At 72.0% G+C, this 23,701-nt stretch carries 21 protein-coding genes; 15 read left to right on the top strand and 6 right to left on the bottom strand.

Annotated elements, in window-relative coordinates; genetic code table 11:
- The first annotated feature begins 123 nt into the window (after window positions 1-123).
- The 4 genes from AB0G04_RS07845 (at window position 124) to AB0G04_RS07830 (ending at window position 3,954) form a co-directional block, all read left to right on the top strand.
- On the top strand, window positions 124-1,425 hold the full coding sequence (locus AB0G04_RS07845) for a jacalin-like lectin (RefSeq protein WP_360978303.1): 1,302 nt from the start codon (window positions 124-126) through the stop codon (window positions 1,423-1,425).
- A 219-nt stretch (window positions 1,426-1,644) separates the two neighbouring features.
- Entirely contained in the window at window positions 1,645-1,851 is a 207-nt protein-coding gene (locus AB0G04_RS07840) for a hypothetical protein (protein ID WP_360978301.1), read from the top strand.
- Window positions 1,829-2,524, top strand: a complete 696-nt coding sequence (locus tag AB0G04_RS07835; protein ID WP_360978298.1) for a hypothetical protein — start codon at window positions 1,829-1,831, stop codon at window positions 2,522-2,524. Before AB0G04_RS07840 ends, AB0G04_RS07835 begins: the two co-directional genes overlap by 23 nt.
- A 59-nt stretch (window positions 2,525-2,583) precedes the next feature.
- Window positions 2,584-3,954, top strand: coding sequence for a pyridoxal-dependent decarboxylase (locus tag AB0G04_RS07830; RefSeq protein ID WP_360978295.1), 1,371 nt, complete (start codon window positions 2,584-2,586; stop codon window positions 3,952-3,954).
- A 286-nt stretch (window positions 3,955-4,240) separates the two neighbouring features.
- On the opposite strand, the gene AB0G04_RS07825 is transcribed toward AB0G04_RS07830, so the two are convergent.
- A complete protein-coding gene (locus tag AB0G04_RS07825) occupies window positions 4,241-5,737 on the bottom strand; it encodes a family 43 glycosylhydrolase (protein WP_360978292.1) in 1,497 nt (498 codons plus the stop codon).
- A 401-nt stretch (window positions 5,738-6,138) separates the two neighbouring features.
- Here AB0G04_RS07825 and AB0G04_RS07820 point away from each other — a divergent pair, with 401 nt between their 5' ends.
- Complete coding sequence (locus tag AB0G04_RS07820) at window positions 6,139-6,843, top strand: GAF and ANTAR domain-containing protein (RefSeq protein WP_360978289.1); 705 nt, start codon at window positions 6,139-6,141, stop codon at window positions 6,841-6,843.
- An 8-nt stretch (window positions 6,844-6,851) separates the two neighbouring features.
- Here the strand turns inward: AB0G04_RS07820 and AB0G04_RS07815 are convergent, their stop codons facing one another.
- On the bottom strand, window positions 6,852-7,253 hold the full coding sequence (locus tag AB0G04_RS07815; RefSeq protein WP_360978286.1) for a hypothetical protein: 402 nt from the start codon (window positions 7,251-7,253) through the stop codon (window positions 6,852-6,854).
- Between the two features lie 153 nt (window positions 7,254-7,406).
- On the opposite strand from AB0G04_RS07815, the gene AB0G04_RS07810 reads away from it, so the two are divergent.
- The 6 genes from AB0G04_RS07810 to AB0G04_RS07785 all read left to right on the top strand — a co-directional run bounded on the left by AB0G04_RS07810 (window position 7,407) and on the right by AB0G04_RS07785 (window position 11,147).
- Window positions 7,407-8,072, top strand: coding sequence for an alpha/beta family hydrolase (locus AB0G04_RS07810; protein WP_360978283.1), 666 nt, complete (start codon window positions 7,407-7,409; stop codon window positions 8,070-8,072).
- A 6-nt stretch (window positions 8,073-8,078) separates the two neighbouring features.
- Window positions 8,079-8,708, top strand: coding sequence for a phosphoribosyltransferase family protein (locus tag AB0G04_RS07805; protein WP_360978280.1), 630 nt, complete (start codon window positions 8,079-8,081; stop codon window positions 8,706-8,708).
- Window positions 8,709-8,782: 74 nt separating this feature from the next.
- Entirely contained in the window at window positions 8,783-9,508 is a 726-nt protein-coding gene (locus AB0G04_RS07800) for an ABC transporter ATP-binding protein (RefSeq protein ID WP_360978277.1), read from the top strand.
- A complete protein-coding gene (locus AB0G04_RS07795; protein WP_360978274.1) occupies window positions 9,505-10,233 on the top strand; it encodes an ABC transporter permease in 729 nt (242 codons plus the stop codon). Before AB0G04_RS07800 ends, AB0G04_RS07795 begins: the two co-directional genes overlap by 4 nt.
- A gap of 26 nt (window positions 10,234-10,259) precedes the next feature.
- Entirely contained in the window at window positions 10,260-10,868 is a 609-nt protein-coding gene (locus AB0G04_RS07790; RefSeq protein ID WP_360978271.1) for a TetR family transcriptional regulator, read from the top strand.
- A 30-nt stretch (window positions 10,869-10,898) separates the two neighbouring features.
- Complete coding sequence (locus tag AB0G04_RS07785; RefSeq protein WP_360978268.1) at window positions 10,899-11,147, top strand: hypothetical protein; 249 nt, start codon at window positions 10,899-10,901, stop codon at window positions 11,145-11,147.
- On the opposite strand, the gene AB0G04_RS07780 is transcribed toward AB0G04_RS07785, so the two are convergent.
- Window positions 11,117-12,271: a methyl-accepting chemotaxis protein gene (locus AB0G04_RS07780; protein WP_360978265.1), complete on the bottom strand. Its 1,155-nt coding sequence runs from the start codon at window positions 12,269-12,271 to the stop codon at window positions 11,117-11,119. The genes AB0G04_RS07785 and AB0G04_RS07780 overlap by 31 nt on opposite strands.
- Window positions 12,272-12,315: 44 nt before the next feature.
- On the bottom strand, window positions 12,316-12,804 hold the full coding sequence (locus AB0G04_RS07775; protein WP_360978262.1) for an SRPBCC domain-containing protein: 489 nt from the start codon (window positions 12,802-12,804) through the stop codon (window positions 12,316-12,318).
- 186 nt (window positions 12,805-12,990) lie between these two features.
- On the opposite strand from AB0G04_RS07775, the gene AB0G04_RS07770 reads away from it, so the two are divergent.
- Window positions 12,991-13,155 carry a hypothetical protein gene (locus AB0G04_RS07770; RefSeq protein ID WP_360978259.1) on the top strand — a complete coding sequence of 55 codons (165 nt, stop codon included), beginning with the start codon at window positions 12,991-12,993 and terminating at the stop codon, window positions 13,153-13,155.
- A 34-nt stretch (window positions 13,156-13,189) separates the two neighbouring features.
- Here the strand turns inward: AB0G04_RS07770 and AB0G04_RS07765 are convergent, their stop codons facing one another.
- The gene (locus AB0G04_RS07765) at window positions 13,190-13,798 is read right to left on the bottom strand and encodes an NAD(P)-binding domain-containing protein (RefSeq protein WP_360978256.1); all 609 of its coding nucleotides are present in this window, start codon (window positions 13,796-13,798) and stop codon (window positions 13,190-13,192) included.
- Between the two features lie 21 nt (window positions 13,799-13,819).
- Window positions 13,820-14,437, bottom strand: coding sequence for a TetR/AcrR family transcriptional regulator (locus AB0G04_RS07760; RefSeq protein WP_360978253.1), 618 nt, complete (start codon window positions 14,435-14,437; stop codon window positions 13,820-13,822).
- An 84-nt stretch (window positions 14,438-14,521) separates the two neighbouring features.
- On the opposite strand from AB0G04_RS07760, the gene AB0G04_RS07755 reads away from it, so the two are divergent.
- From AB0G04_RS07755 to AB0G04_RS07745, 3 genes are all read left to right on the top strand, one after another.
- Entirely contained in the window at window positions 14,522-15,520 is a 999-nt protein-coding gene (locus AB0G04_RS07755; protein WP_360978250.1) for an NADP-dependent oxidoreductase, read from the top strand.
- Between the two features lie 171 nt (window positions 15,521-15,691).
- Window positions 15,692-17,296: a hypothetical protein gene (locus AB0G04_RS07750; RefSeq protein WP_360978247.1), complete on the top strand. Its 1,605-nt coding sequence runs from the start codon at window positions 15,692-15,694 to the stop codon at window positions 17,294-17,296.
- A gap of 152 nt (window positions 17,297-17,448) precedes the next feature.
- Window positions 17,449-23,670, top strand: coding sequence for a DUF3320 domain-containing protein (locus AB0G04_RS07745; RefSeq protein ID WP_360978244.1), 6,222 nt, complete (start codon window positions 17,449-17,451; stop codon window positions 23,668-23,670).
- The last annotated feature ends 31 nt before the right edge of the window (window positions 23,671-23,701 follow it).

Below are 23,701 nucleotides of genomic sequence, written 5' to 3'. Positions count from 1 at the left end.
GACCTATTACGGAACGCGCGCTGATGTGAACGTGAACAAAGCTCGAAGGTGCTTTCGGTCAACGTCGATCGATGGCTACTGTCCGGTAACCCGTTCCGTCCGTCCGCCGGAAGGTTCTCCCCGATGAAACGCGCTCTCGTGGCCCTCGCCGCCCTGGTGAGCCCGCTCCTGCTGGCGCCGGCCCCGGCCCACGCCGCCGGTGGCACGTTCACTGTCCTCACGTACAACGTCGCCGGACTCCCCGACATCATCTCCAGCGCGGAGGTCGACCGGCAGACCGCGCACACCGCCATCGGCCAGCGCCTGGGCCCGTACGACGTGGTGCACGTCCAGGAGGACTTCAACTTCCACGCCCACCTGTACGCCGCCGACACCACCCACCCCCACCGCACCCCGACCAGCGGCGGCGCCGGCATCGGCTCCGGACTCAACACCCTGTCGAAGCTGCCGTACGACACCGGCGACTTCGAACGCGGTGACTGGAACTCCTGCCAGTGGGACTCCGGCGACTGCCTCACCCCGAAGGGCTTCACCTTCGCCCGGCACCGGCTCGCCGAAGGCGTGTACGTCGACTTCTACAACCTGCACACCAATGCCGGCACCAACGCCGGTGACCAGCAGTCCCGGGCCGACAACCTGAACCAGCTGACCGCGTTCATCGCCGGCCACTCGGCCGGTAACGCGGTCGTCGTCATGGGCGACACCAACACCCGCTGGACCCGGGCCGCCGACACGATCCGGGACTTCGTGGCCGCGAACGGCCTCACCGACGCATGGGTGAAGCTGGAACGCGGCGGCACCCCGCCGGCCGCCGGCGCCGACGCGCTGGTCTGCGACGCGGCGGCGGTCACCGACAGCTGCGAGGTGGTCGACAAGGTCCTCTACCGGGGCAGCCGGTTCGTCACGCTCGACGCGACCGGCTACCACAACGAGGACGCCGGGTTCCGGACCGCCGACGGGAAGATGCTCTCCGACCACTTCCCGATCAGCACCACGTTCACCTGGTCGACGAACAGCGCGTACGAGTTCAGCGAGCAGTTCGGCGGCCCGCACGGCGCCCACTTCAACGACATCGGCGCGGTCGCCACCCGGCCGGCCACCGTCGGGCTGCGCGCCGGATCCCGGGTGGACCAGGTCAGCCTCGGAGCGCTGGCGCACGGCGGAACCGGCGGCACCGCGAAGACACTCACCCTCGGCAGCGGCGAGTACGTGACCAGCGCCCACCTGTGCCGGGCCCAGTACAGCGGGCACACCCGGATCTTCTATGCGAGGTTCACCACCAACCTGGGCAACAGTGTCGCCGGCGGAACCACCACGCCGGACTGCGTCACCAGGACCGCGCCGGCCGGCTTCCAGATCGCCGGGTTCCACGGACGATCCGGCACAGCCGTGGACAAGCTGGGATTCATCTACACGCGGCGCTGACCCGTAGTCGCATTCCCGCGTTCGGCGGCACCCGGCCGGGTACCGGGTGCCGTCGTTCCGGCGTGCTCGCCGCGTCCCCGCTGTTCTTCCTCGGCGGCGGCCCCATCGAGAAGGCCGCGAAACTCCCCCGGCCGGCCACGTCCTGTGGACGGAGCCTAGGTTGGTGCCATCGACGACGGCGAGTGGTGCTACGACCCGCCCGGCACCCTGGCCGGGGCGTTGCAGCGCGGCCTCGGACGGGGCGCCGTCGGAGCCCGCCGCGGGCACCGCGACCCCGCCACCGCCGCGACGGTGATGGCCTGCCTGGTCCGCGACCACCGCTGGTGGTGGATCGACGAGCGGGCCACCTATCTCGCCGCAATGGACCAGCTGGGCCGACCGCGACGACCGGATCGCCCGCGAGGTGGCCGGCCACCCGCCCCGTGACCGGGAACGCCCCCTCCGCGACGAGCCGGACGAGACGCTGCTGGCAATCGTCGCGGACGCGGATGTGGACCGGCGGCGGGCGGCGCTGCGGGAGCTGAACCGCCGCGGTCCCCGGACGTCACTGCTGCCGCTGCTGGACCGTCTCCCGCCCGGCGAGCTGGCGAGCCCGATCTCCGGCGCCCTCGACCTGCTCGGTACGGCCGCCCGGCCGGTGACCCGGTCCTGGGCCGCGAACCCCGGCCATCCGCTGCACTGGCGCTCGATCATGCACCTCGGCGCCCACGGCGACGAGTCGGACGTCCCGGTCCTGCTGGCCGCGTGGGACTGGCTGGACGGCCGTCCCGACGATCTGTGCGGCTATGACGCCCTGGCCACCGGCCTCGCCCGGATCGGCGGCGACCGGGCCCGTACCGTGCTGCCGCGCCTGCACCGGCTCTGGTTCACCCCGCACAGCCACGAACGTGCCGCCTACCTCAAGGCACTCCTCGTCCTCGACCCGGACAACTGCGAGCGGAAGCTGACCGAGGGCGTCTTCGACTGCGAGCCCGGGGTCCGCCTCGTCGCCGTCGAGCACGCCCCGCTCACCCCGCTGATCCGCCGGCGGCTGCTCGACCTCGGCGCCGACCCGCTCGAGGACGACGAGGTCCGGGCGGCAGCCGGCACCCGCCTCTGAGGGCCAGGGCCGTGGAACTGGCCCGCGACGACCGGGCCGGCCGCTCCTACCGTTCAGGTGTGCAGTCATCTCTCGCCGCCGATCTGGCCGACCTTCCCGCCCTGTTGCAGGCCACCCGTGACTACGCGGTCTCCGTGCTCGCCGGCCTCGACGAACGCCCGGTCGCGCCCGCCCCGGGCCGGGTCGCGCCCGTCCCGCTCCCGGCCGGAGGGGCCGGCACCGCCGGAGCGCTCGCCGAGTTCCAGCGGCGCTGGGCGCCCGGCTTCTCCGGCAGCGCCGGCCCCCGATACCTGGGTTTCGTGACCGGTGGCACAACCCCGGCCGCGCTCGCCGGGGACTGGCTGACCGGCGCCTTCGACCAGAACGGCTCCAACCGTTCCGGTTCGTCCGCCGCGGCACTGGAGGACGAGACGGTTTCCTGGTTGCGCGACATGTTCGGCCTGGGTCCCGCCCACAGCGGCGCCTTCGTCAGCGGCGCCACCATGTCGAACCTGGTCGGGCTGGCGATCGGCCGCCAGTGGATCGGTGACCGGCTCGGCGTCGACGTGGCCCGGCAGGGGGTGGCGGCCCTCGGCCCGGTCACCGTCCTGTCCGGCACCGCCCACAGCAGCGTCTACAAGGCACTGTCGATCCTCGGCATGGGCCGCGACGCGCTGCGCCCGGTGGCCACCCTGCCCGGCCGGGAGGCCGTGGACGTGTCCGCGCTGGCCGACGCACTGGCGGCGCTCGACGGCCGTCCGGCGATTGTGGTGGCCAACGCCGGAACGGTCAACACCGTCGACTTCGACGATCTCCGGGCGATCCTGGAACTTCGCGGGCGTTACCCGTTCTGGCTTCACGTGGACGCCGCGTTCGGTGGATTCGCGGCCCTCTCACCCGCACACGCCCACCTCGTGGACGGCCTGGCCGAAGCCGACTCGGTCTGCGTCGACCTGCACAAGTGGCTCAACGTGCCGTACGACTCGGCGGTCCAGTTCACCCGCCACCGCGACCTGCAGACATCGGTGTTCCAGAACTCCGCCGCCTACCTGCCGGCTGTCTCCGGCGACCCCGACTTCTTCCACCTGACCCCGGAGAACTCCCGCCGCCTCCGGGCGCTGGCAGCGTGGTTCACCCTGGCGGCCTACGGCGTGGACGGCCACCGCGAGATCGTCACCCGCGCGATCGATGCGGCACACCGGCTGGGCGAGCGCCTCACCACCATTCCCGGCGTTCGACTGCTTGCGCCGGTACGCCTGAACGTGGTCTGTTTCAGCGTCCCGGCCGACGTCCCCACCCTGGTCGATGCGATAGCGGACTCCGGCGAGGCCTTCCTGACCCCCACCGTCTACGAGGGCGGACCGGCCTTGCGGGCCGCGTTCAGCAACTGGCGGACCGCCGAGGCGGATGCCGACCGAGTACACGCCCTACTCCAAAAACTCCTGCCCTGACCCCCGGCCGGCCCTCACCGTGGTCTTGAGCCCCGGGAGGCGGCGGTGGCTGCCGGCCGGGTTTGGCCGGCTGGCTCTCACCGTGGTCTGGGTGGGGGATCCGGGCCGGAGCGGATGCTCCGGCCCGGATCCGCGGCGGTACGGCGACAGCCGGGGGACGGATCGGCCGTGGTTGGGGCGGCCCGTGCGCTCCGCGGGGCGACAACCGGGAGTGCTACGGGACAACCTCTGCGCGTACCGCCGCGTCGGCTTCCCGCCTTCGGGTGACGGGGAGCCCGGGGATGGATCAGGCGGCGATGTTCCACTGCTGGCAGGCGTTGCCCAGGGAGGCCCACTGCCGGACCGCGACGCCGTTGGCGGTGCCACAGTCGGTGACGTCGAGGACCAGACCGTTGCCGCGGTTGGCGATCAGGTATCCGCCGTTGATCGGCGTGAGACTCCACTCCTGGCAGGCGTTCCCGAGACTGGCCCACAGGTTGAGGGCCGTGCCGTTGGCGGTGCCGCAGTTGACCGAGTCGAGGACGGTTCCGCTGTTCACGTTGGTGATGCGGTAGTAGTTGCTTGTCGTCCTCGTGAACGTCCACTGCTGGCAGGCGTTGCCGAGCGACTGCCATTGGCCGATCGCGGTGCCGTTGGCGGTACCGCAGTTGACGGCGTCGAGGACTTTGCCGCTGGCCTGGTTGGTGAGGCGGTACCTGGTGCCGGCGACCGGGAACGTGACCGTGCCGCCCGGGTCACCCGACGGGGCCGTCAGTGTGGCCGAGAGCTTGTCCGGCGTACCCAGGTTGGGGCTGTCGTCGCTGTTGAAGTTGACTTTCTTGATCCGGGTGGTCCGGGTGCCGCCGCAGCCCTGCGCCGTGGTCTCGTTGGCGTGGTAGGCCATCCACGTCTCGGTGCCGTCGGGTGAGGTGAAGAACGAGTGGTGGCCGGGGCCGTAGACACCGTTGGCGTCGGAGCGCTGGAAGATCGGCGTGCTCTTCTTGGTCCACGACGACGCGGCGAGCGGGTTGGCACCGGTCAGGGTCAGCATGCCGATCTTGTAGTCCGGCGTGTTGCAGGAGCTCGCGGAGAACGTGAGGAAGGTCTTCCCGTTGCGCTGCAGCACGTACGGGCCCTCCTCGGTGTTGCCGCCGACCTTCTCCCAGTCATAGGTGGGGTACGAGATGCGCGTGCCGTAGGCGGAGACCGTCCACGGGTTGCTCATCGGTGCGATGAACAGGCTCTGCAGGTCACCGACCCACGATGAGTAGAGGAAGTAGTTCTTCCCGCCGATCGTCGCCACGCTGCCGTCGATGGCCCAGCCGTTGTTCGCCTGCACGTTGAGCTGACCCTTGAACGTGTACGGGCCGAGCGGGTTGTCACCGGAGCTCTCCAGCACGAACGACCGCTGGCCGTCGCAGCAGGCCGCGGTGCCGGCCGAATAGTAGAAGTACCAGCGGTACCCGTTCGGGCCGTTGAGCCGGTGCATCGACGGCGCCCACACGTTGCAGCAGCTCGCGGTGGCCGTCCCGGTGAAGATGACGTTCTCGGTCGCGCCGGGCAGGGCCGCGACCGAGGTGGCCCGCTTGATCACGATCTGGTTGTTCCAGGTCGTCGCCGCCAGGTAGTAGTAGCCGTTGTAGTGGCCGAGCCAGGGGTCGGCGCCGTAGGGCGCGGCCGCGACCGGGTTCGTGAACGTGGCGGCGGCACGGGCCGGTGCGGCCGAGCGGGTCTCGACGGCGACGGCGATCGTGAGCAGCAGGAGCAGGACGGCTGCGGCGGATCTGAGGCGTGCAAGAGACATGGCAGTCCCTCCGGGGAAAGGAACGCGGGGTGAGCTTGACCCGCCGGTGGGCAGGGGCGCGGCGCTCCGTCCGGGACGGTGGGGAAGAACGGCCGGCGACTCACGTGTTGCCGCTATGTTAACGATCACAAATATGGTGTCAAGGGTGCTGACCTCGTACGCCCGGCCCGCGGGACGACGATGTACCCGCGGGGCCGGACCGGGTGCTCCCCATCTCCCGGTGACCGGTTCGGTAATATCGGCATCCTGCGGCCGGAGTCAGTCACCGACGACACCGGCGCACCAGCGTCAAGCAGCGGCGCGGGTCCGAGGGCCTCTCCGGCCCCCGGGCAGCGACAACGATCGACAGACACGGCCGCCTGGGGCGGTTCGTGTACCGCTGCGGGGATCCTCTGACGTTGATGGCGTACGACCCGACCGACGCCGCTGCCGCTTTCGTGGCGTTCGGTCGAATAAAACTGGGTGAAACCGACCTCGACGGTGTGTTCGACCATGTGGCCGATCTGGCGCGGCGCACGCTGCCCGGCGCCGCGCAGGTGTCGATCACCCTGCTGCGGGAGCGGGGCGCGGCCACCGTGGCGCGGACCGGCGAGACCTCGCTGCGGCTCGACGAGCTGCAGTACGAGCGGGGTGCCGGCCCGTGCCTGCAGGCGGCCGCGGAGAGGACCACGGTCGAGGTGCCGGACACCGCGGCCGACGACCGCTGGGGCGGCTGGGGTGCCGAGGCGGCCCGGGCCGGGATGGGCAGTGTGCTGTCGCTGAGCCTGCCGGTCGGCGATGCGGTGAGCGGCGCCCTGAACGTCTACGGCGGCCGGGCGCACGCCTTCGACGCCGGGGCGGTGACGCTGGCGCAGACCTTCGTGCGGTACGCCGCGGTCGCGCTCGCCAACGCCCAGCTCTACGACACCACGGCCTCCCTGGCCCAGCACATGCAGGCCGCGATGGAGAGCCGCGCGGTGATCGAGCAGGCCAAGGGCATCATCATGGGTGAGCGGCGCTGCACCGCCGACGAGGCGTTCGCCATCCTCACGAAGGTCTCTCAGGACACCAACCGCAAGCTGCGGGACGTGGCCGCCGCCCTGGTCGAACGCACCCAGCGCGGCTGACGCCGGCGTCAGGCCGTCACGTCGAGGCGGCCGCCGCCCGCGCCGCTCTGCTCCAGGTGACGCAGAGCCGGTTCGAGATAGCCCGCGATCGGGTTGCGCCCGGTGGGGTTCTGGTCGTACCGGCGGAAGAGGTCCTTCAGGTAGACGGCGGTGATCTCCTGGTTCGGCGCGAGGCGCCCGGTGGCCCGATCGGCGGCGATCGCCGCGGCCAGCTGGTTGATCCAGCCGGCGTTCGGCTCGCCGGGCCGGATGCGCTGGCCGGTGGCCTGGTAGATCAGCGCCCGATCACGTTCGGTGAGCGAGGCCGCGTCCTCGCGGGCGGCCTGGTTGCGGTCCCGGGCCGCCGGGCGAGCGGCGGTGACGGGCATCGAGAGGGCTGAGCGGTACGGGTTCAACCGCGGAATGGACATAGGCGGCTCGACCTCCGGCCGTGGAACATGCGATGTCCTCCAGATCGGTGCCGGACGGGTGCTGCTGAGGGGTTTTCGGGGTCTGCACCGGGTATCCGGCAAGGAGTGAAGCCGTCTCCCCGGACGCCTGTTACGGACGAGAAGGGACGGACCATGACGACGTGGATGACCGAGGAACGGATCGGCGTCGGCCGGCTGAGCCTCACCGGTGACCTGACTCTCCCCGAGCACGCCATCGGGATGGTGCTGTTCGCCCACGGCAGCGGCAGTTCCCGGCACAGCCCGCGGAACCGGGCGGTGGCCGCCGAACTGAACCGGCGCGGGCTGGCGACGCTGCTCGCCGACCTGCTCACCCCGGAGGAGGAGGTACGCGACGCGCGTACCGGTGAGCTGCGATTCGACATCGGGCTGCTGTCCGACCGCCTGATCGGGATGATCGACTGGCTGCTGATCCAGCCGCAGACGGCGGCCCTGCCGATCGGCCTGTTCGGGGCGAGCACCGGCGGCGGTGCGGCGCTGGTGGCGGCGGCCGAGCGGCCGGAGGTGGTGCATGCCGTGGTGTCGCGGGGCGGCCGCCCGGACCTGGCCGGCCCCGCCGTGCTGGAGGTCCGCGCGCCGACGCTGCTGATCGTCGGTGAGCGGGATCCGCAGGTGCTGGAACTGAACGAGGCGGCCCGCAGCACCATGCGGATCCGCGCCGAGCTGCGGATCGTGCCGGGCGCCACGCATCTGTTCGAGGAGCCGGGCGCGCTCGACACGGTGGCCGGGCAGGCGGGGGAGTGGTTCACCTCGCACCTGTCCGCGGCGATGGCGAGGTGAACCGCGATGATCTTCGCGAACCGTGCCGAGGCCGGTCGCGCGCTCGCCGAACGCCTCGCGGCCACGGTGACCGGTAAGCACCCGCTGATCCTGGCACTGCCGCGCGGCGGCCTGCCCGTCGCCGGGCCGGTGGCCGAGCGGCTGGGCGGTGAGCTGGACATCGTGGTGGTCCGCAAGATCGGGGCGCCGGGACATCCCGAGTTCGGTGTGGGCGCGATCGCCGAGGACGGGCCGCCCGTCTTCGACCAGGACAACCTGCGGTACGCCGGGGTGTCCGAGGACGGTGTGGCCGGGGTGCTGAGCGCCGAGCGCGTGGAGCTGCGGCGCCGGATCCGGCGGTACCGGGGTGACCGGCCGGCCCCGGCACCGGCCGGCCGGACGGTGATCGTGATCGACGACGGGCTGGCGACCGGGGTGACCGCGCACGCGGCGCTGTGCTGGGTGCGCGGGCAGGACCCGGCCCGGCTGATCCTGGCCGCACCGGTCTGCGCGCCGCAGGCCCGGGACGCCCTGGCCGCCGAGGCCGACGAGGTGGTCTGCCTGAGCGCGCCCGACCCGTTCGTCGCCGTGGGCCGCTGGTACGACGACTTCGAGCAGCTCACCGACGAGGACGTGGGAAATTTCATCATGTGTTGAGTTACGTCCTTGCTCCACCGTCGGTAATTCATCTAGCGTTGAGTTCAACACTTGATGAATTACCGGGAGGAACCATGGAAACCGCGATCGAGGTCCGCGACCTCGTGGTGAGGCGGGGGAGGCGAACCGTCCTCGACGGCTTCACGTGCGTCATACCGCGCGGCAGCGTCACCGGTCTGCTCGGCCCCAGTGGCAGCGGCAAGACCACGCTGATGCGCGCGATCGTCGGCGTGCAGACCGTCGCCGCGGGCACCGTGACCGTGCTCGGGCACCCGGCCGGGTCGGCGGCGCTGCGCAGCCGGATCGGCTACGTCACCCAGGCACCCAGCGTCTACGCCGACCTGACCGTCCGGGAGAACGCGCGCTACTTCGCCTCCCTCTACCGGCTGGGTGCCGCCGAGGCAGACGCCGCCGTCGCCTCCGTGGGCCTGGCCGCTCACGCCGGCCAGCTGGTGACGAACCTGTCCGGTGGCCAGCGCAGCCGGGCCTCGCTGGCCTGCGCGATCATCAGCCGGCCCGAGGTGCTGGTCCTCGACGAGCCGACCGTCGGCCAGGACCCGGTGCTGCGCGACGAGCTCTGGGACCACTTCCGCGGCCTGGCCGCGGACGGCACCACGGTGCTGGTCTCGAGCCACGTGATGGACGAGGCGAACCGCTGCGACCGGCTCCTGCTCATCCGGGAGGGCCTGCTGATCGCCGACGACACCCCGGCTGCGGTGAAGCGCCGGGCCGGCACCGACGACCTCGACCAGGCGTTCCTCAAGCTGATCCGGGACAACGAGCAGGTGGCGGTCCGATGATTCTGCTCAGCACGGTCCGGCGGATCCTCACCCAGCTGCGGCACGACCCGCGGACCATCGCGCTCATCATCGTGGTGCCGACGCTGCTGATCACCCTCATCTACTTCATGTACGAGGGCCAGCCCCGCGTCTTCGACCGGGTCGCCCTGACCATGCTCGGCGTCTTCCCGTTCATCGTGATGTTCCTGATCACCAGCATCGCCATGCTCCGGGAACGCACCTCCGGCACCCTGGAACGGCTCTTCACCACCCCGGTCGGCAAACTCGACCTGCTGTTCGGGTACGGCATCGCGTTCGGGCTGGCCGCCACCGCCCAGGCCGCGGTGGCGGGTGGCTTCGCCTACTGGGCGCTGGGCATGGACACGGCCGGCAGCGTCGGCCTGGTCATCCTGATCGCGGTCGCCAACGCCGTCCTCGGGGTCGCGCTCGGCCTGCTGTGCAGCGCGTTCGCCCGCACCGAGTTCCAGGCGGTGCAGTTCATGCCGCTGGTGGTGGCGCCCCAGCTGCTACTGTGCGGACTCTTCGTGCCGCGCGAGGACATGGCCGGGTGGCTGCAGGCGATCAGTAACGTGCTGCCCATGTCCTACTCCGTGGAGGCGCTGACCGAGGTGGGCGTGCATGCGGAGCCTACGGGCATCATGTGGCGTGACCTCACCGTCGTGGTGGGCGCGGTCGTGGTGGCGCTCATCCTCGGTGCGGCGACACTGCGGCGCAGGACCGCTTAGGCCGTACAGCAAAAGGGGTTTGATCGATGGTGCGACGGACCGGACGACGGCCCGGCAATCCGGACACACGCGAGGCGATTCTCGCGGCGGCGCGCGGTGCGTTCGCCGAGAAGGGATTCGACGGCGCGTCGATCCGGGCCATCGCGACCGGCGCCGGAGTCGACCCGGCGCTGGTCCACCACTACTTCGGCACCAAGGACAAACTGTTCCTGGCCTCGATGAACTCGCCGATCGACCCGGTCGACGTGATCAACGAGGCAACCGCCGGCAGCCGGGACGAGATCGGCGCCCGGTTCGTCCGCGCCTTCCTGAACATGTGGGACGGGCCACGCGGCGCGGCCGCGGTGGCCCTGCTGCGGTCCGTGGCCGGCAACGAATGGACGGCCAGGCTGTTCCGCGAGTTCATCATCACCCAGATCCTCCGCCGGGCGGCGCCCAAGCTCGGCCTCGATCCGGCGGAGGCGCACCTGCGGGTCACCCTGGCCGCCAGCCACCTGGTCGGCCTGGCGCTGGCCCGCTACGTGGTCAAGGTGGAGCCGCTGGCCTCCGCACCGGCCGACACGCTGGTCGCCGCGATCGGGCCGGCCGTGCAGCGTTATCTCACCGAAGAGTTGCCGGGCGTCTTCCCCGCATGAAATCCGGCCCCGCGGGGAAACCGGCATCCCGTGCGGTATCTGATGATCACGGCGCTGGCCCTGCTGATGGCCGGCTGTGCCCCGGCCGGCGACGAGGCCGAGGACACTGCCAGGAAGTTCCTGCAGGCGGTCGCCGACGGTGACGGGCAGGCTGCCTGCGCCGCCCTTGCGCCCCGGACGGCTGAGGAGATCGACGCTCCGTGCGCGGAGGGCATCCTCGGCGAGGCCCTCAGGGCACCTGGCCGGGTTCAGGCCTCCACCACCAGACGGGACAGGTAGCCGTCGACCGCCTCACGCATCTGGTCCGGAACGCCCTGGAACTGCAGGCCGAGCTCGACGTCGCGGCCGCGGTCCACCCGCCGGGCCACCCGCGCGTCGGCCGCCCCGGACAGGCCGTCCAGCACGAACTCGGCCCGGACCAGGTCACCGACCGCAAGCCGGGTGCCCGCCGGCACCACGCAGCCCAGGCCGTCCGAGCTGAGGTCCATCATCTCGGCCGCGATCGGTGTCGGCCGTGCCGAGGTCTGCAGCCGGGCCGAACCCCGTACCGGCATCCGGTCGTGCCGGCGCCGCTCCAGCCGCTCGGCCACATCGGAGAGATCGCCGATCTGCGCCATCGTCGCGTCCACGCTGCGGTGCAGCTGCCCGATGATGTCGTCCTGCTGGTGGGCGATGCCGCCGAGCTGCCGCATCGCCTCCTCGATCTCGCCGACGTCGGAGATGATCGCGGCAAGCGTCTGGCCCATCTGCGCCACGTCCGACTCCAGGGTCGCGATCGTGCTGGTGATCTGCTCGGTCGAGTCGGCCGTGGTGTCGGCCAGACTCTTCACCTCGTCGGCGACCACCGCGAACCCGCTGCCGGCGGCACCCGCCCGGACCGCCTCGATGGTGGCGTTCAGCGCCAGCAACCGGGTCTGCGAGGCGATCCCGGAGATCACGCCGGCGATCCCCGCGACCTGCCGCAGGCTGGTGTTCAGCGCGGTGGCCGCCTCCTCGGCGCTGTGCGCCCGCCGGACCAGCGCATTCGCCGCGCCGCTGGTGATGGTGACCCGCTCGTTGGTGGCGGCGGCCGACTCCCGGGCCGAGCCCATCTGCGCCACCACGTCCTGGAGCTTGCCGCCGATCACATCGGCGGTGTCGTCGATCGCCTCGCGGGCCCGCCGGCGCAGCTGATGGTTGAGCGCACGCTGCCGGGTCTCGGCGGCCTGGGCCTTCGCCGCCAGCTCGGCCCGCAGCCGTTCCAGCTCGGCGTCGCGTTCGCGCAGAGCGTCGGTGAGCTCGGCAACCGTGCCGTCGGCGGAGCCTCCCGGCATGGCGCCCGCGCCGGCGAGCCGGCGGTGCACGACCAGCGCGGTGACTCCCATGACGATCAGCATCCCGAGCAGGGCCAACCAGATCGGCATAATGATCAGACGCTACCTCGACCGGCCATAGTTGGGTGCGGTGTTCATCCTTCTGCCAGGATGCCGTCGATCTGACCCATCGCCAGCCGCATGCCCTCCTCCATGCCCATCTCGGCCATGGTCTCCAGTTGTGCGGCGCTGCGGAACGTCGTCACGGTCGTCATCCGGGTGCCGGAACCGGACTCCTCGAGCGTCACCATGGCGTGTGTGACGTCCTCCGGGTCGACCGGCTCGCCGGTGTCGTCGGCGAAACCGTCGTCGAACTCCAGCCGGTGCGGTTCCTCGACCTCGGTGATCACCCACCAGCCGCCGGCCTTCGTCCCGTCCGGACCGGTCATGTGGTAGCGCACGTCGCCGCCCGGCTCGAACTCGAACCGGTCGACGGTCGCCGGCCACGTCGGCGGTCCCCACCAGCGTTCCAGCGACCGGGGGTCGGCCCAGACGCGCCACACCCGGTCGGCCGGCGCCGGGAACTCGGCGACGAAGGTCAGGGTCAACGCGTTGACGTTCTTCTCCGAACTGATGACCGGCACTGGCGGCCCCTCTCGTCACGCTCTTCCTACCCCGGATCGTGCCCGCTTCGTACCCCGATCGGCATTTCGGTCATCCGGATCGGCAGACGTGTCCGGACGCGCCCTCGCTCCTGCCGGAATCCTTCAGCCCCGCGGACGCCGGCCGATAGAGAGGTTCCCGCAACCGCGAGACCCACGGAGGCAGCCTTGACCATCAGCATCGGGACGTCCCAGGAACCCTCCACGCGGGGGACGCACGCCGCGTGGCTGCGGCGCCGGCTCACGCCGGAGAACTCGCCCGCCGGCGCGACGTCGGTGCTGGAACGCCCCGGCCCCGATCCCGTCACGCTCCTGACCCGGCAGACGCGCTGACCGGACCCGGTCACCGGGACCGTCGTCGAGCGACTCAGTGCAGCACGGTGAGCGCCTCGGCGAGCACGTCGGTGGCGTCCTTCACGTCCACCTCGCGCATCTGCAGCGGCCCGCCGGTCTCGGTCAGCAGGGCGGCGTGCGGCCCACCGGCGTAGACCGGCGCGAAGCCCAGATCGCGGATGATCCGGGAAGTGGCCTCCCGGGCGTCGCGCTGGTCGGTGCAGACGTACTCGGCGAGCAGCGGGTCGTGTCCGCGCCGCCGGCTCAGTACCTCGGTCGGCACCGTGTTGAACGCCTTCGCCCAGTGCGCCTCGGGCGCCCAGTCGATCAGCGTCTCCAGGCCCGAGATGTCGTCGGGGACGTCCGGGTTGGTCGCGTCGATCATGACCTTGTCGGCGATCACGCCGCGGGTCATCTCGATCGCCTCATGCGCGGACGACCAGTTCGGGCTGAAGATGACCACGTCGCCGAAGGACGCCGCCTCCGGGATCGACATCACCCGCAGCGGCGGGCCGCCCATCGCGAACTCCGTACGCAGGCGCTCCGGATGCCGCGAGGTGACCGCGACGTCGTGCCCGCTCTCGACGCACCACCTGGCCAGTGTGCCGCCGAGCTGACCTGCTCCAATGACACCGATACGCATGCACCAAGGGTGCGCCCGGATTCACTCGGCCGGGTGGTGATCGCTGAAATCGCCGTAGATCATCCGCAACTCGACCGTGACCAGGTCGTCCACCAGTGCCTCCGGGTCGGTGCTGCCGTTCAGGGCGGCGGTGCGCAGATCGTCGATCAGGCCGGCGAGCACCCGTGGCGCCGGGCCGTCCGGGGCGAGGCCGGCCACCCGGTCGCGTTCGATGCGGGCGGCGAGCCGGTTCACGTGTGCCGACCGCAGATCCTCGCGCCACCGCGCGAGCGGCGGGCAGCCGGGGGCCGCGGCCAGCGCGCCGGCCAGCAGGCGGCCCTGATCGCGCCAGAGCACGGCGAGGCCGGTCAGTGCCTTGCGCAGCGCGTCCGCGTCCGGTCCGGTGCCGTCCAGCCACGGGCCGGCGTCCCGGCCGAGCTCTCCGGTGATGCCGTGCAGCAGCGCGACCACGACCGACAACTTGGAGTCGAAGTAGAAGTAGAAGCTCGACCGCGAGATCTCGGCGCCGGCCGCCAGCTCGTCGATCGTGATGTCGGCGAGCGGCTTGCGGGCGAGCAGGGCCCGGGCGGTCTCCAAGATCGCCTGCTCGCGGCGGTCTCCCTTGCTGGGGCCACGGCGCCGGCCGGGAGGAATGCTCATCCGGACAGATTAACGCGGTGTCGACTTTTTCAACGTACTGTCGAGTAGCAACGACGCACTGTCCCCTGAACGTGTGGAGAATCGATGAGAGAGATCCGCCTCGCCGCCCGTCCCGTCGGCTGGCCGACCGCCGAGACCTTCGAGATCGCCGAGTCACCGGTTCCCGAGCCCGGTCCCGGCCAGGTGCTGATCCGCAACGTCTACATGTCCGTGGACCCGTACATGCGGGGCCGGATGAACGACGTGAAGTCCTACATGCCGCCGTTCCGGATCGGTGAGCCGCTCGACGGCGGGGCGGTCGGTGAGGTCGTCGAGTCCGGCAGCGAGGCGGTTCCGGCCGGCTCGTTCGTGGTGCACAACCTCGGCTGGCGGGAGTACGCGGTGGCCGACGCCGGACGGGTGCGGGTCGTCGACCCGGCCGCCGCGCCGACACTCTCGGCGTACCTCGGCCTGCTCGGCATGACCGGGCTCACCGCGTACGTCGGTCTGCTGGACATCGCACAGTTCCGCGAGGGCGACACCGTGTTCGTCTCCGGCGCGGCGGGCGCCGTGGGCAGCGTCGCCGGCCAGATCGCCCGGCTCCGCGGGGCGAAGCGGGTGATCGGCAGCGCCGGCTCGGCGGAGAAGGTCCGGCACCTGATCGACGACCTCGGCTTCGACGCCGCCTTCGACTACAAGGACGCACCGGTCCGCGAGCAGCTCAAGGCCGCCGCGCCGGACGGTGTCGACGTCTACTTCGACAACGTCGGAGGCGACCACCTGGAGGCGGCGATCAGCACGATGAACAAGTACGGGCGGATCGCGATGTGCGGAGCCATCGCCCAGTACAACGACGTCACGCCGCCGGCCGCGCCGCGCAACCTGGCCAGCATGATCGGCAAGGAGATCAACCTGCGCGGCTTCCTGGTCGGTAACCACTCGCACCGGATGCCGGAGTTCATCGACGAGGTGGGCGGCTGGCTGCGCGCCGGGCGGCTCACCGCGCGGGAGACCGTGGTCGAGGGTCTGGAGAACGCGCCGGAGGCCTTCCTCGGCCTGCTGCGCGGCGAGAACACCGGCAAGATGGTGGTCAAGGTCGGTTAACCAGGAATTAAGGGAACCGGCGACCGGTTTCACCCTGGTCGCCGGGTATCTCCTGGTACTGAACGGTAATTCAGTCGCTCTCCCGAGCCAACCGGATACGGAACGTACGGTTGATCGCACTCGTCCGTACGGGTGAGGTGACTGACGGAAAGCAGACACTAGCGTTCCCGTGTGGCGAATCGGTTCCCCCTCTGGGGGCAAGCGGGCTGGGCAAGTGCCGAGGTGGTCGGCGAGACGCACTATGCGAAGGCGATACGTGCTCTCTTCGGCAGCGACTTCGACCCGCGCGGAACCGACATAACCGTAACCGTCCAGCTCATACCCGACCGCAACAACCGGCACGACCGCAACGCCGTCGGGGTCTGGGCGGGCGGGAGCCTGCTCGGACACCTGCCCCGGCCCGAGGCCGCCCGGTACGTCACCGTCCTCACCGCGCTCACCTCCCGTGGCCTGCTTCCCGAGGTCAACGCCCGGATCACCGGCCGGGAGTGGGGTGCCGCCGACGGCCGCCCGGCCGCCTTCGACTGCACCATCCGGCTCGACCTCGCCGAGCCGCATCTGCTGGTCCCGGCGAACTCGCCGCCGGCCCGGGAGCACCGCCTGCTGCCCGCGGGCTCGGCTGTGCAGGTCGTCGGTCAGCAGCAGGGCCTCCAGGCGCTGTTCCCGATGCTGCGCCCGGAGGGCGAGTGCTGGGCCTACGTGACGCTGCACGAGACCGCCGACCACCTCGTCGAGGTGCGCATCGACGACGCCCGAGTCGGTGACCTGAGCCCGAAGATGAGCGGCGAACTGCAGCCGGTCCTGCGGCACCTGGCCGAACAGGGGGCGATCACCGCGGCCCGTGCCCTCGTCAAGGGCAACAGCGGAAAGAGCGAGGTGATGCTGTACGTCGCCCGCGTCCAGGACCTGCCGGAGAGCTGGCAGCCCGGGCCCGCGCAGCAGTCCGCGGGCCGTGGCACGGCGGCCGTCCCCACCCCCGGCGTGGCCAGCACGGGACCGGCCACGCCGGGCACGAACCCGCTTCCCGTATCGACGCCGGTCTCGCCCGCACCGGCGTCCTCCGGTGCCTCGGCGGTACCCGGCATGAGCATGCCCGGCGGCCTGATGACCGGCGGACCCGCTTCCAGCGGCCTGGTGCCGAACTGGATGACCGCGGCCGACGCGCTGCCGAGCTGGGCCTCGCCCCCGTCGGCGATGCCCGCGGTGCCGCCCCTGCCGCCGCCGGCGCTGCCGGTGACGCCGGTCTCCCCGGCCGGCGCGGCCCCCGTCTCCCCGGCCTGGAACACCGGCAGTGGGGGCGCGTCCCGTACCGCCCCGGTGTCCCCGGCCTGGAACTCCAGCAGTGGCGGCGCGACCCGTGCCACCCCCGTCTCGCCGGGGTGGAACACCGGTGGTCCGGACACGTCCTACGCCGGTTCCCGGTTCCAGCCGCCGGCCACCGTGCCGGTCCGGCAGACCGACGGGGCCGCGCACCGTGCCGCCGGCGACGTGCGCGAACAGCAGCAGATCACGGAGACCACGGTCATCCCGGCGCTCGCCGCGGTGGTGAAGGCGAACTCCGGTGCCCTGGGCGGCATCGCCCCGGTCTCGCCCGCTCCGGGCGAGGGCAATCTGCACGCGCCCATCCCGCCGGCCCCGACCGGGATCAAGTTCGTGGTCCCCCCGGGCTGGCCCACCCCGCCGGACGGCTGGTACCCGCCGGACGGCTGGCGGCCCGACCCGGCCTGGCCGCTCGCACCGGCCGGCTGGCAGTGGTGGGTGCCCGTCTGGGACTGAAGCCCAATCGGCCTGGATCTCCCCGGGAGGGGTGGTCTGAGCCTACTTGTCGCTTTTCCGGGTTGGATACGTCGGATTAACCGGGAAAAACGGCACGGCGACCCACCTCGCCTTGCTGGAATGGGCGCATGCGGTGGGATGAAGCTGACGGGTTGACCGGGCGACCGGACGCGCGTGTCCGGGGAGTGCTCGAATCCTGGCGTGCCGGTCTGCTCGACCTCACCGCCACCAACCCGCTCATCCATGTGGATCCCTGGGGCCCCGGTGTCGTCGCCATCGACAGCCCGTCGCCGCGCGGTGTCCTCGAGGCGCTCCAGCAGGGCCGCGAGTGCGGTTTCCTCGGCGTCGAGGAACAGGCCGAGGGTCCGCGCCCGCGCACCACGAGCGTCTTCCAGACCCACATGACCGACGACGAGATGGATGCCACGCTGCGCGCCCTGCGCCGCACCGACCACCGCGACCAGCTCGAGTACGGCATCTCGGCGCTCTACCTCGCACTCGGCACCCTGCACTGGAAGGACGACGCGCAGGAGTACGCCAGCCCGATCCTGCTGCTGCCGGTCGACCTGGTCGACTCGGACCCGCTCGACTATCCGCGGCTGCGGGCCAGGCCCGACGACCCGCTGGTCAACCCGGCCCTCGCGGTACGACTCCGGCAGTACGGCATCGAACTGCCCGCCGTGGAGAGCCTGACCGGACTGGACGTCACCGTGTTCTGGGCCCGGCTGGACGCCGCCATCGGAGACCACCCGGAATGGCGTAGCGACGAGGCGATCCTGCTGTCCCGGTTCACCGTCCACCGTGAGGTCGTCTACCACGACCTGGTCGACAACGAGCGGCAGATCCTCGCCCACCCGGTCGTGCGGGCCCTGGCCACCGAGGCCCGATCGCAGATCGACGCGTTCAAGTTCGAGCCGATCCAGGCCCGCCGCATCGACGACGTCGCCTCACCCGACGACATCCCGCTCGTCCTCGACGCCGACGCGGCCCAGCGGTCCTGCGTGGCGGCCGCGATCGCCGGGCGCAGCTTCGTGCTGCGCGGCGCGCCCGGCACCGGCAAGTCGCAGACCGTCGCCAACATGATCGCCGCGCTCATGTTCACCGGGAAACGGGTGCTGCTCGTCTCCGAGAAGGCGGCCTCCCTCGACGTGGTCAAGGACCGGCTGGCCCACGCCGGACTCGACGACTACCTGCTCGAACTGCACAGCGACCGGACCGGGCGCGACTACGTGGCGGCCACCCTGGCGGCCGCCCTCGACTTCATCCCGCTACCGCCGCCCGGACTCTCCACCGACGAACGGCAGGAGCTGCGCGAGCACCGGGAACGGCTCAACGCGTACGCCGAGGCGATGAACGAGGTCCGGGAACCGCTCGGCCACCGCCTGCACGACGTACTCGGCATGTGCGCGCAGATGACCGACGTGCCGGCCGCCCCGGTCCCGGCGGTGCTGCCCGTCCCGCTGACCACCCGGTCACTGCAGAAGGTGCGCGACGCCGCCGAACGCCTCGGCCGCGCCTGGCGCCCGGCACTGGCCGGTGACACCTTCCTGTGGCGTGACGTGATCGACCGCAACCGTCTCGACGCACGTCTGCACCAGGCCCAGGCCGCCCTGGAGAACCTCGCCGAGGCGGCCGGGGCGGACCCGCTCGCCGCCGCGTTCCAGGCCCGGCACCTGGCCGACACGATCGCGCTGACCACCCTGATCGGGCACGCCGCCCGCCGCCCGCCCGAGGCCGCCGACGAGTGGCTCACCCTGGACAGCCTGGAACCCGTCGCCCGCGCCGCCGAGGGCCTGCTGCGCCACCTCAAGTCGCTGCATCAGGCCGAGGACGCGGTCCGGTCGCGGGCCGGGGTCACCTGGTCGGCGCTGCCGACCCCGGGCAAGTTGCCGATCGTACCCAGCCTCGCGCACCTCGACCCGCCGCCGGTCGAGCTGCTGCCGCTCACCGCGGCGCAGGCCCGCGGGCTGGCCCGGCGCTTCGCCGACGAGGCCGACCGGCTCGAGCAGCACCAGCACAGCCTGGACCGGGTCACCGCCCGGCTCGGCCTGCCCAACGTGGTCGCGTTCTCCGACATCGGCCGGGTGGTGGCCATCGTCGACCTGCTGTCACGGCCCGACAAGCCGGAGGCCGGCTGGTTCGACCCGGCCGGGATGGCCGCCGCGCACACCGCCTCCCGGATGCTGCAGCGGGCCGTCGAGGTGGTGCGCACCGCCGAGGCGAGGGCACGCGAGCACTTCAACGAGGGTGCGCTGAACCACCCGGTGGACGAACTTGCCGAACGGTTCGCCACCGTGCACAAGGGGCTGCGCAAACTCGGGGCACCGTACCGGCGGGACAAGAAGGCGGCCGCCGAGATCGCCCGGCCGGACGTGAAGCGCAAGCAGGCGGTGGCCAACCTGGCCGCCGCGGCCGCCTGGAAGAAGGCGCTCACCGAGCTCGACGAGGCCGAACGCGAGTACGCCCGGATCCTCGGCCGCCACTGGAACCGCCTGGACACCGATTTCGACGCGATCCGCAACGCGCTCGGCACCGCCGAGGAGGTGATGCGGGTGACCCCGCCGGAGGCCCTGCCCGCGGTCATCGAAAGGGTCAGTGCCTCCACCCCGAACAGCGCGATCATCCGGATCGTCACGGAGGCCCGCAAGGAGTTCGACCGCTGGACCGCCGCCCTGCGGCCGACCCCCGAACCGGCCCCGCGGCCGCAACTGGCGGCCGGGCCCATCCACGACGCGGTCACCTGGCTGCGGGCCCACGTCGAGCCGCTCACCGCCACCGCCGAGCTAGTCCAGGCGTACAGCGTGGCGGCGGGGCGCGACTTCACACTCGCCGAGTCGGCCGCGATCGGGCTGCTGCGGGAGAGCGCCGCCGACGCCGCCTCGGCACTGTCGGCCAACGCGAACGAGTACGCCCGGGTGCTGGGTCCGGCGTACCGCGGCACCCAGACCGATGTGGAGGCCCTGGCCACCGCGATGGCGTGGACCTCGGAGGCCCGGCGGATCCGGGTCGGCGTGGACACCGCGCTCACCCCCGCACAGGTCGAGGCGCTCGGCCGGTCCCGGCCCAGCGACGCGCTGCCGTCCCGGGTCGCCGAATGGCAGGCCGCCCGCGACTGGATCCTACGCGCCTTCGCACCCCGCCGGCACGCCCAGCTGACCTCGGCGCTCGACGACTACGAACACGCCCGTGAACTCATCGGGGCGCTGCTCTCCGACGGCGGGGGCCAGCAGGAGTGGTTCGAGTACCAGGCCGCCCGCGAGGTGCTCACCGAGCACGGACTGGACGCCGTCGTCGACTTCTGTGCCCACGAGGACATCCCGGTCGAGCAGATCCTGCCGGTCTTGGGCCGGGCCCTGTTCCAGTCCTGGGCGGACACCGTGATCCGCGAGGACGACCGGCTCCCTCCGCTGGACGCCGCGGCCCGCGACCGCCTCGTGAGTGAGTTCCGGCTCTGGGACACCCGGCTCCAGCGGGCCGCGATCGCCGACGTGATGAACGCCGTCGACGAGATGCAGCCCACCGGAACCGCCGCCGCCGAGGCCGCGCTGCTCCGCGCGTCGGCCGCCCAGCAGGGCCGCCGCCTGCCGGTGCGCGACCTGATCGGGCAGACCCGGCACGCAACTCTCGCGGTCAAGCCCTGTTTCCTGACCGTCCCCGCCGACGTCAGCCGGCTCGTGCCGGCTGACCTCACCTTCGACGTGGTGATCATCGACGAGGCGTCCCGGGTACCGGTCCCGGACGCGATCACCTGCATCTACCGCGGCGCGTCGCTCGTCGTCGTCGGTGACGACCGGCAGCTCACCGCCCTGCCCACGCCGGGCGCCGGCCGGTCCGTCCTGGACCTGGCGATCGGCTGCGAGGCGTTCCCGGTGCTCGACCTGAACACCCACTACCGCAGCCGGCACGAGTCGCTGATCGCGTTCGCGAACCACACCTTCTACCAGGGCCGGCTCAACACGTTCCCGCCCGCCGGTCCGGCCGGGCCGGACGCCGGGGTGCAGCTGTTCACGGCCGATCCGGAGAACGGTGACGCCGGGATCGCCGACCTGGTCGCCGGCCGGGTGGCCCACCACTTCGTCACCCGCCCCGACCTCAGCCTCGGCGTCATCGCCGGCACCGTCGAGCTGGCCGAACGGATCGAGGCCACGGTCGCCGACATGGTGGTGCCGCCCGACGACGACCGGCTGCACGGCTTCTTCGTCAAGGACCTGGACAGCGTGCAGGGCGACGAACGCGATGTGATCCTGTTCGCGATCGGCGAGGCATTCGGCCGTCTGGGCGGGACGGACGGCTGGCGGCGGCTGAACGTCGCCACCACCCGGGCGTCGCGCCGGATCGAGGTCATCTCCGGGGTACGTACCCGGGACCTGCCGGACAGCGAGGACCTGCGCCCGCTCGCCGCATATCTGGACTACGCGACCCGCGGCGAGGCGGCGCTCGGGCTCGACGACGCCCGCCCGGAGGGGCAGACCCCGTTCGAGGACTCGGTCCGTGACGTCGTCCGGGGCTGGGGCTACCGGGTGCGTACCCGGGTCGGTACCGGCGCTTTCCGGATCGACCTGGCGGTGCGCCGCTCGGCCCGGCGCAACGCGCCGTTCGCGCTCGGCATCGAGTGCGACGGCACCACGTACGACTCGGCGCCCGCCGCCCGCGACCGGGACCGGTTGCGCGAGCAGGTGCTCGAGAGCCTCGGCTGGAAACTGCACCGGATCTGGGGCACCGCCTGGTACCTGGACCGCGAGCACGAGGAACAGCGGCTGCGTGCCGCCATCGAGGAGGCGATCGCCGAGTTCCCGCCCGAGGAACAGGCGGCCGAGCTCGACGGGGCCGCGGACGCGCGCCGCGAGCCGCTCCCCCTGGTGCAGACCGAGGAGGGGTACGCCACCGTGGCAACCGTGGAACCCATGGTCGCCGTGGAGGCCGAGGTGGTCACCGAGGCCGAAGTGGTCGCCGAGGCCGGCCCACCGGTCGAGGACGTGGCCGGGGAATCGGTCGAGGAGTTGGCCGGGGAATCGGCTGGGGATCCGGCTGAGGAGTTCGCTCCGGTCGACGCGATGGCCGGCCTCGACGACGAGCCCGAGCCCGTGGTCGACCAGGCCGTCGTGGAGGACGAGACGGAGGCCTATCTGGCCGGCGTGGAGGACATGGAACAACACGTCACCGAGGAGCTGACCACGCTCGCGGCCGGAAGCGCGCTGATCGACCCGGAGCTGGAGCCGTTCGAGGCGGAGGTCACCCCGGCCGTGTTCGAGCGGGTCAGCCGCCCGTACACGGTCCCGGAGGCGGAGATCGAGGAGCCGCGGGTACGCCCGGCGGTCTTCGAGACGGTGACGCGGGCCGGCGCCGACGCGGAGATCCGGACCGGCGAGGAGGCCGGGCCGCGGGTCACGCCCGCGGTGTTCGAGAGGGTCGAGCGGCCCGAACCGGTCGCGGCCGCCGACGAGGAACCGCGGGTCACCCCGGCCACCTTCGAGCGGCTCAGCCGCGAGGACGTGGACCGTGCCGAGGCCGAGCGGGCCGCCGCGTTCCTCGCCGGTTCCGGCCGCACCGAGACGGCCTCGGTCCAGGGGCTGCCGATCGCGCAGCCGGTCTTCGTGTCACCGGAGTTCACCGTCGAGCCGCCGCCGGTGCGGGCCGAGGAGCCGGTGCGGGCCGAGGAGCCGGTGCCGGAGGCCGTGCCCGCCGGGACGGCGGCGCCGGTCCGCAAGAGCACCCGGACCAGGCCGAAGAAGACGGCCGCGCCCGGTCCGCAGGAGTGGGCGCAGCCGTACCGGAAAGCCAAACTGGCGCCCCTGCCCGACGGTGCGAGTCTCGCCGACCCGGAGAGCCGCAAGCGGATCGCGGACGCGATCCGCCGGATCGCCGCGGTCGAGGGCCCCGTGCACGTCAGCATCGCCCTGCAACGGATGCGGGAGACGTGGGCGCTCGCCCGGATCACCAGGCAGGCCCGAGCCGCCATCGGCGCGGCCATCGAGGCACTGGCCGCCAAGGGCGACGTGACCTGGGAGGACGACTTCCTCGGCGACCCCGGCCAACTCGTCCCGACGGTCCGGCTCCGGTCCGGGGACGTGGCCCGCAAGGCCGACCAGATCGCTGACGCCGAGATCCGGGTCGCACTGGAACACCTGGTCGCCGACGCGGGGGCAACCGACGTGGACGGGCTGCTCACCGCCACCGGGCGGCTGTACGGCTGGTCGTCGCGGCGATCCACCGAACTGGACGCCCGGCTCACCGGCCTGATCGCCGATCTGGTCGCCGAGGGCCGCCTGAACCGGCACGCCGACGGGCTCAGCGCCGTGCACGACCTGCCCGACCCGCTGTCCCTGCCGCGTCACGACGCGGCCCCCACTCGTTCCAAGCGGGTGAGAGCTTGACGGCCGTACGCCACCGGACCGTCGTCCTCGG

This window comes from Actinoplanes sp. NPDC023801 (assembly GCF_040639655.1).
GTDB lineage: Bacteria > Actinomycetota > Actinomycetes > Mycobacteriales > Micromonosporaceae > Actinoplanes.
The sequence above is the reverse complement of the archived record's forward strand: the minus strand, read 5'-3'. Positions and strand labels throughout refer to the sequence as shown.

Excerpts from the sequence above, each read along its gene's own strand:
- AB0G04_RS07800 (WP_360978277.1), top strand. The coding sequence starts at position 8,783 with ATGGAAACCGCGATCGAGGTCCGCGACCTCGTGGTGAGGCGGGGGAGG.
- AB0G04_RS07825 (WP_360978292.1), bottom strand. The coding sequence starts at position 5,737 with ATGTCTCTTGCACGCCTCAGATCCGCCGCAGCCGTCCTGCTCCTGCTG.
- AB0G04_RS07765 (WP_360978256.1), bottom strand. The coding sequence starts at position 13,798 with ATGCGTATCGGTGTCATTGGAGCAGGTCAGCTCGGCGGCACACTGGCC.
- AB0G04_RS07790 (WP_360978271.1), top strand. The coding sequence starts at position 10,260 with ATGGTGCGACGGACCGGACGACGGCCCGGCAATCCGGACACACGCGAG.
- AB0G04_RS07815 (WP_360978286.1), bottom strand. The coding sequence starts at position 7,253 with ATGTCCATTCCGCGGTTGAACCCGTACCGCTCAGCCCTCTCGATGCCC.
- AB0G04_RS07810 (WP_360978283.1), top strand. The coding sequence starts at position 7,407 with ATGACGACGTGGATGACCGAGGAACGGATCGGCGTCGGCCGGCTGAGC.
- AB0G04_RS07760 (WP_360978253.1), bottom strand. The coding sequence starts at position 14,437 with ATGAGCATTCCTCCCGGCCGGCGCCGTGGCCCCAGCAAGGGAGACCGC.
- AB0G04_RS07780 (WP_360978265.1), bottom strand. The coding sequence starts at position 12,271 with ATGCCGATCTGGTTGGCCCTGCTCGGGATGCTGATCGTCATGGGAGTC.
- AB0G04_RS07795 (WP_360978274.1), top strand. The coding sequence starts at position 9,505 with ATGATTCTGCTCAGCACGGTCCGGCGGATCCTCACCCAGCTGCGGCAC.
- AB0G04_RS07755 (WP_360978250.1), top strand. The coding sequence starts at position 14,522 with ATGAGAGAGATCCGCCTCGCCGCCCGTCCCGTCGGCTGGCCGACCGCC.
- AB0G04_RS07820 (WP_360978289.1), top strand. The coding sequence starts at position 6,139 with ATGGCGTACGACCCGACCGACGCCGCTGCCGCTTTCGTGGCGTTCGGT.
- AB0G04_RS07845 (WP_360978303.1), top strand. The coding sequence starts at position 124 with ATGAAACGCGCTCTCGTGGCCCTCGCCGCCCTGGTGAGCCCGCTCCTG.
- AB0G04_RS07805 (WP_360978280.1), top strand. The coding sequence starts at position 8,079 with ATGATCTTCGCGAACCGTGCCGAGGCCGGTCGCGCGCTCGCCGAACGC.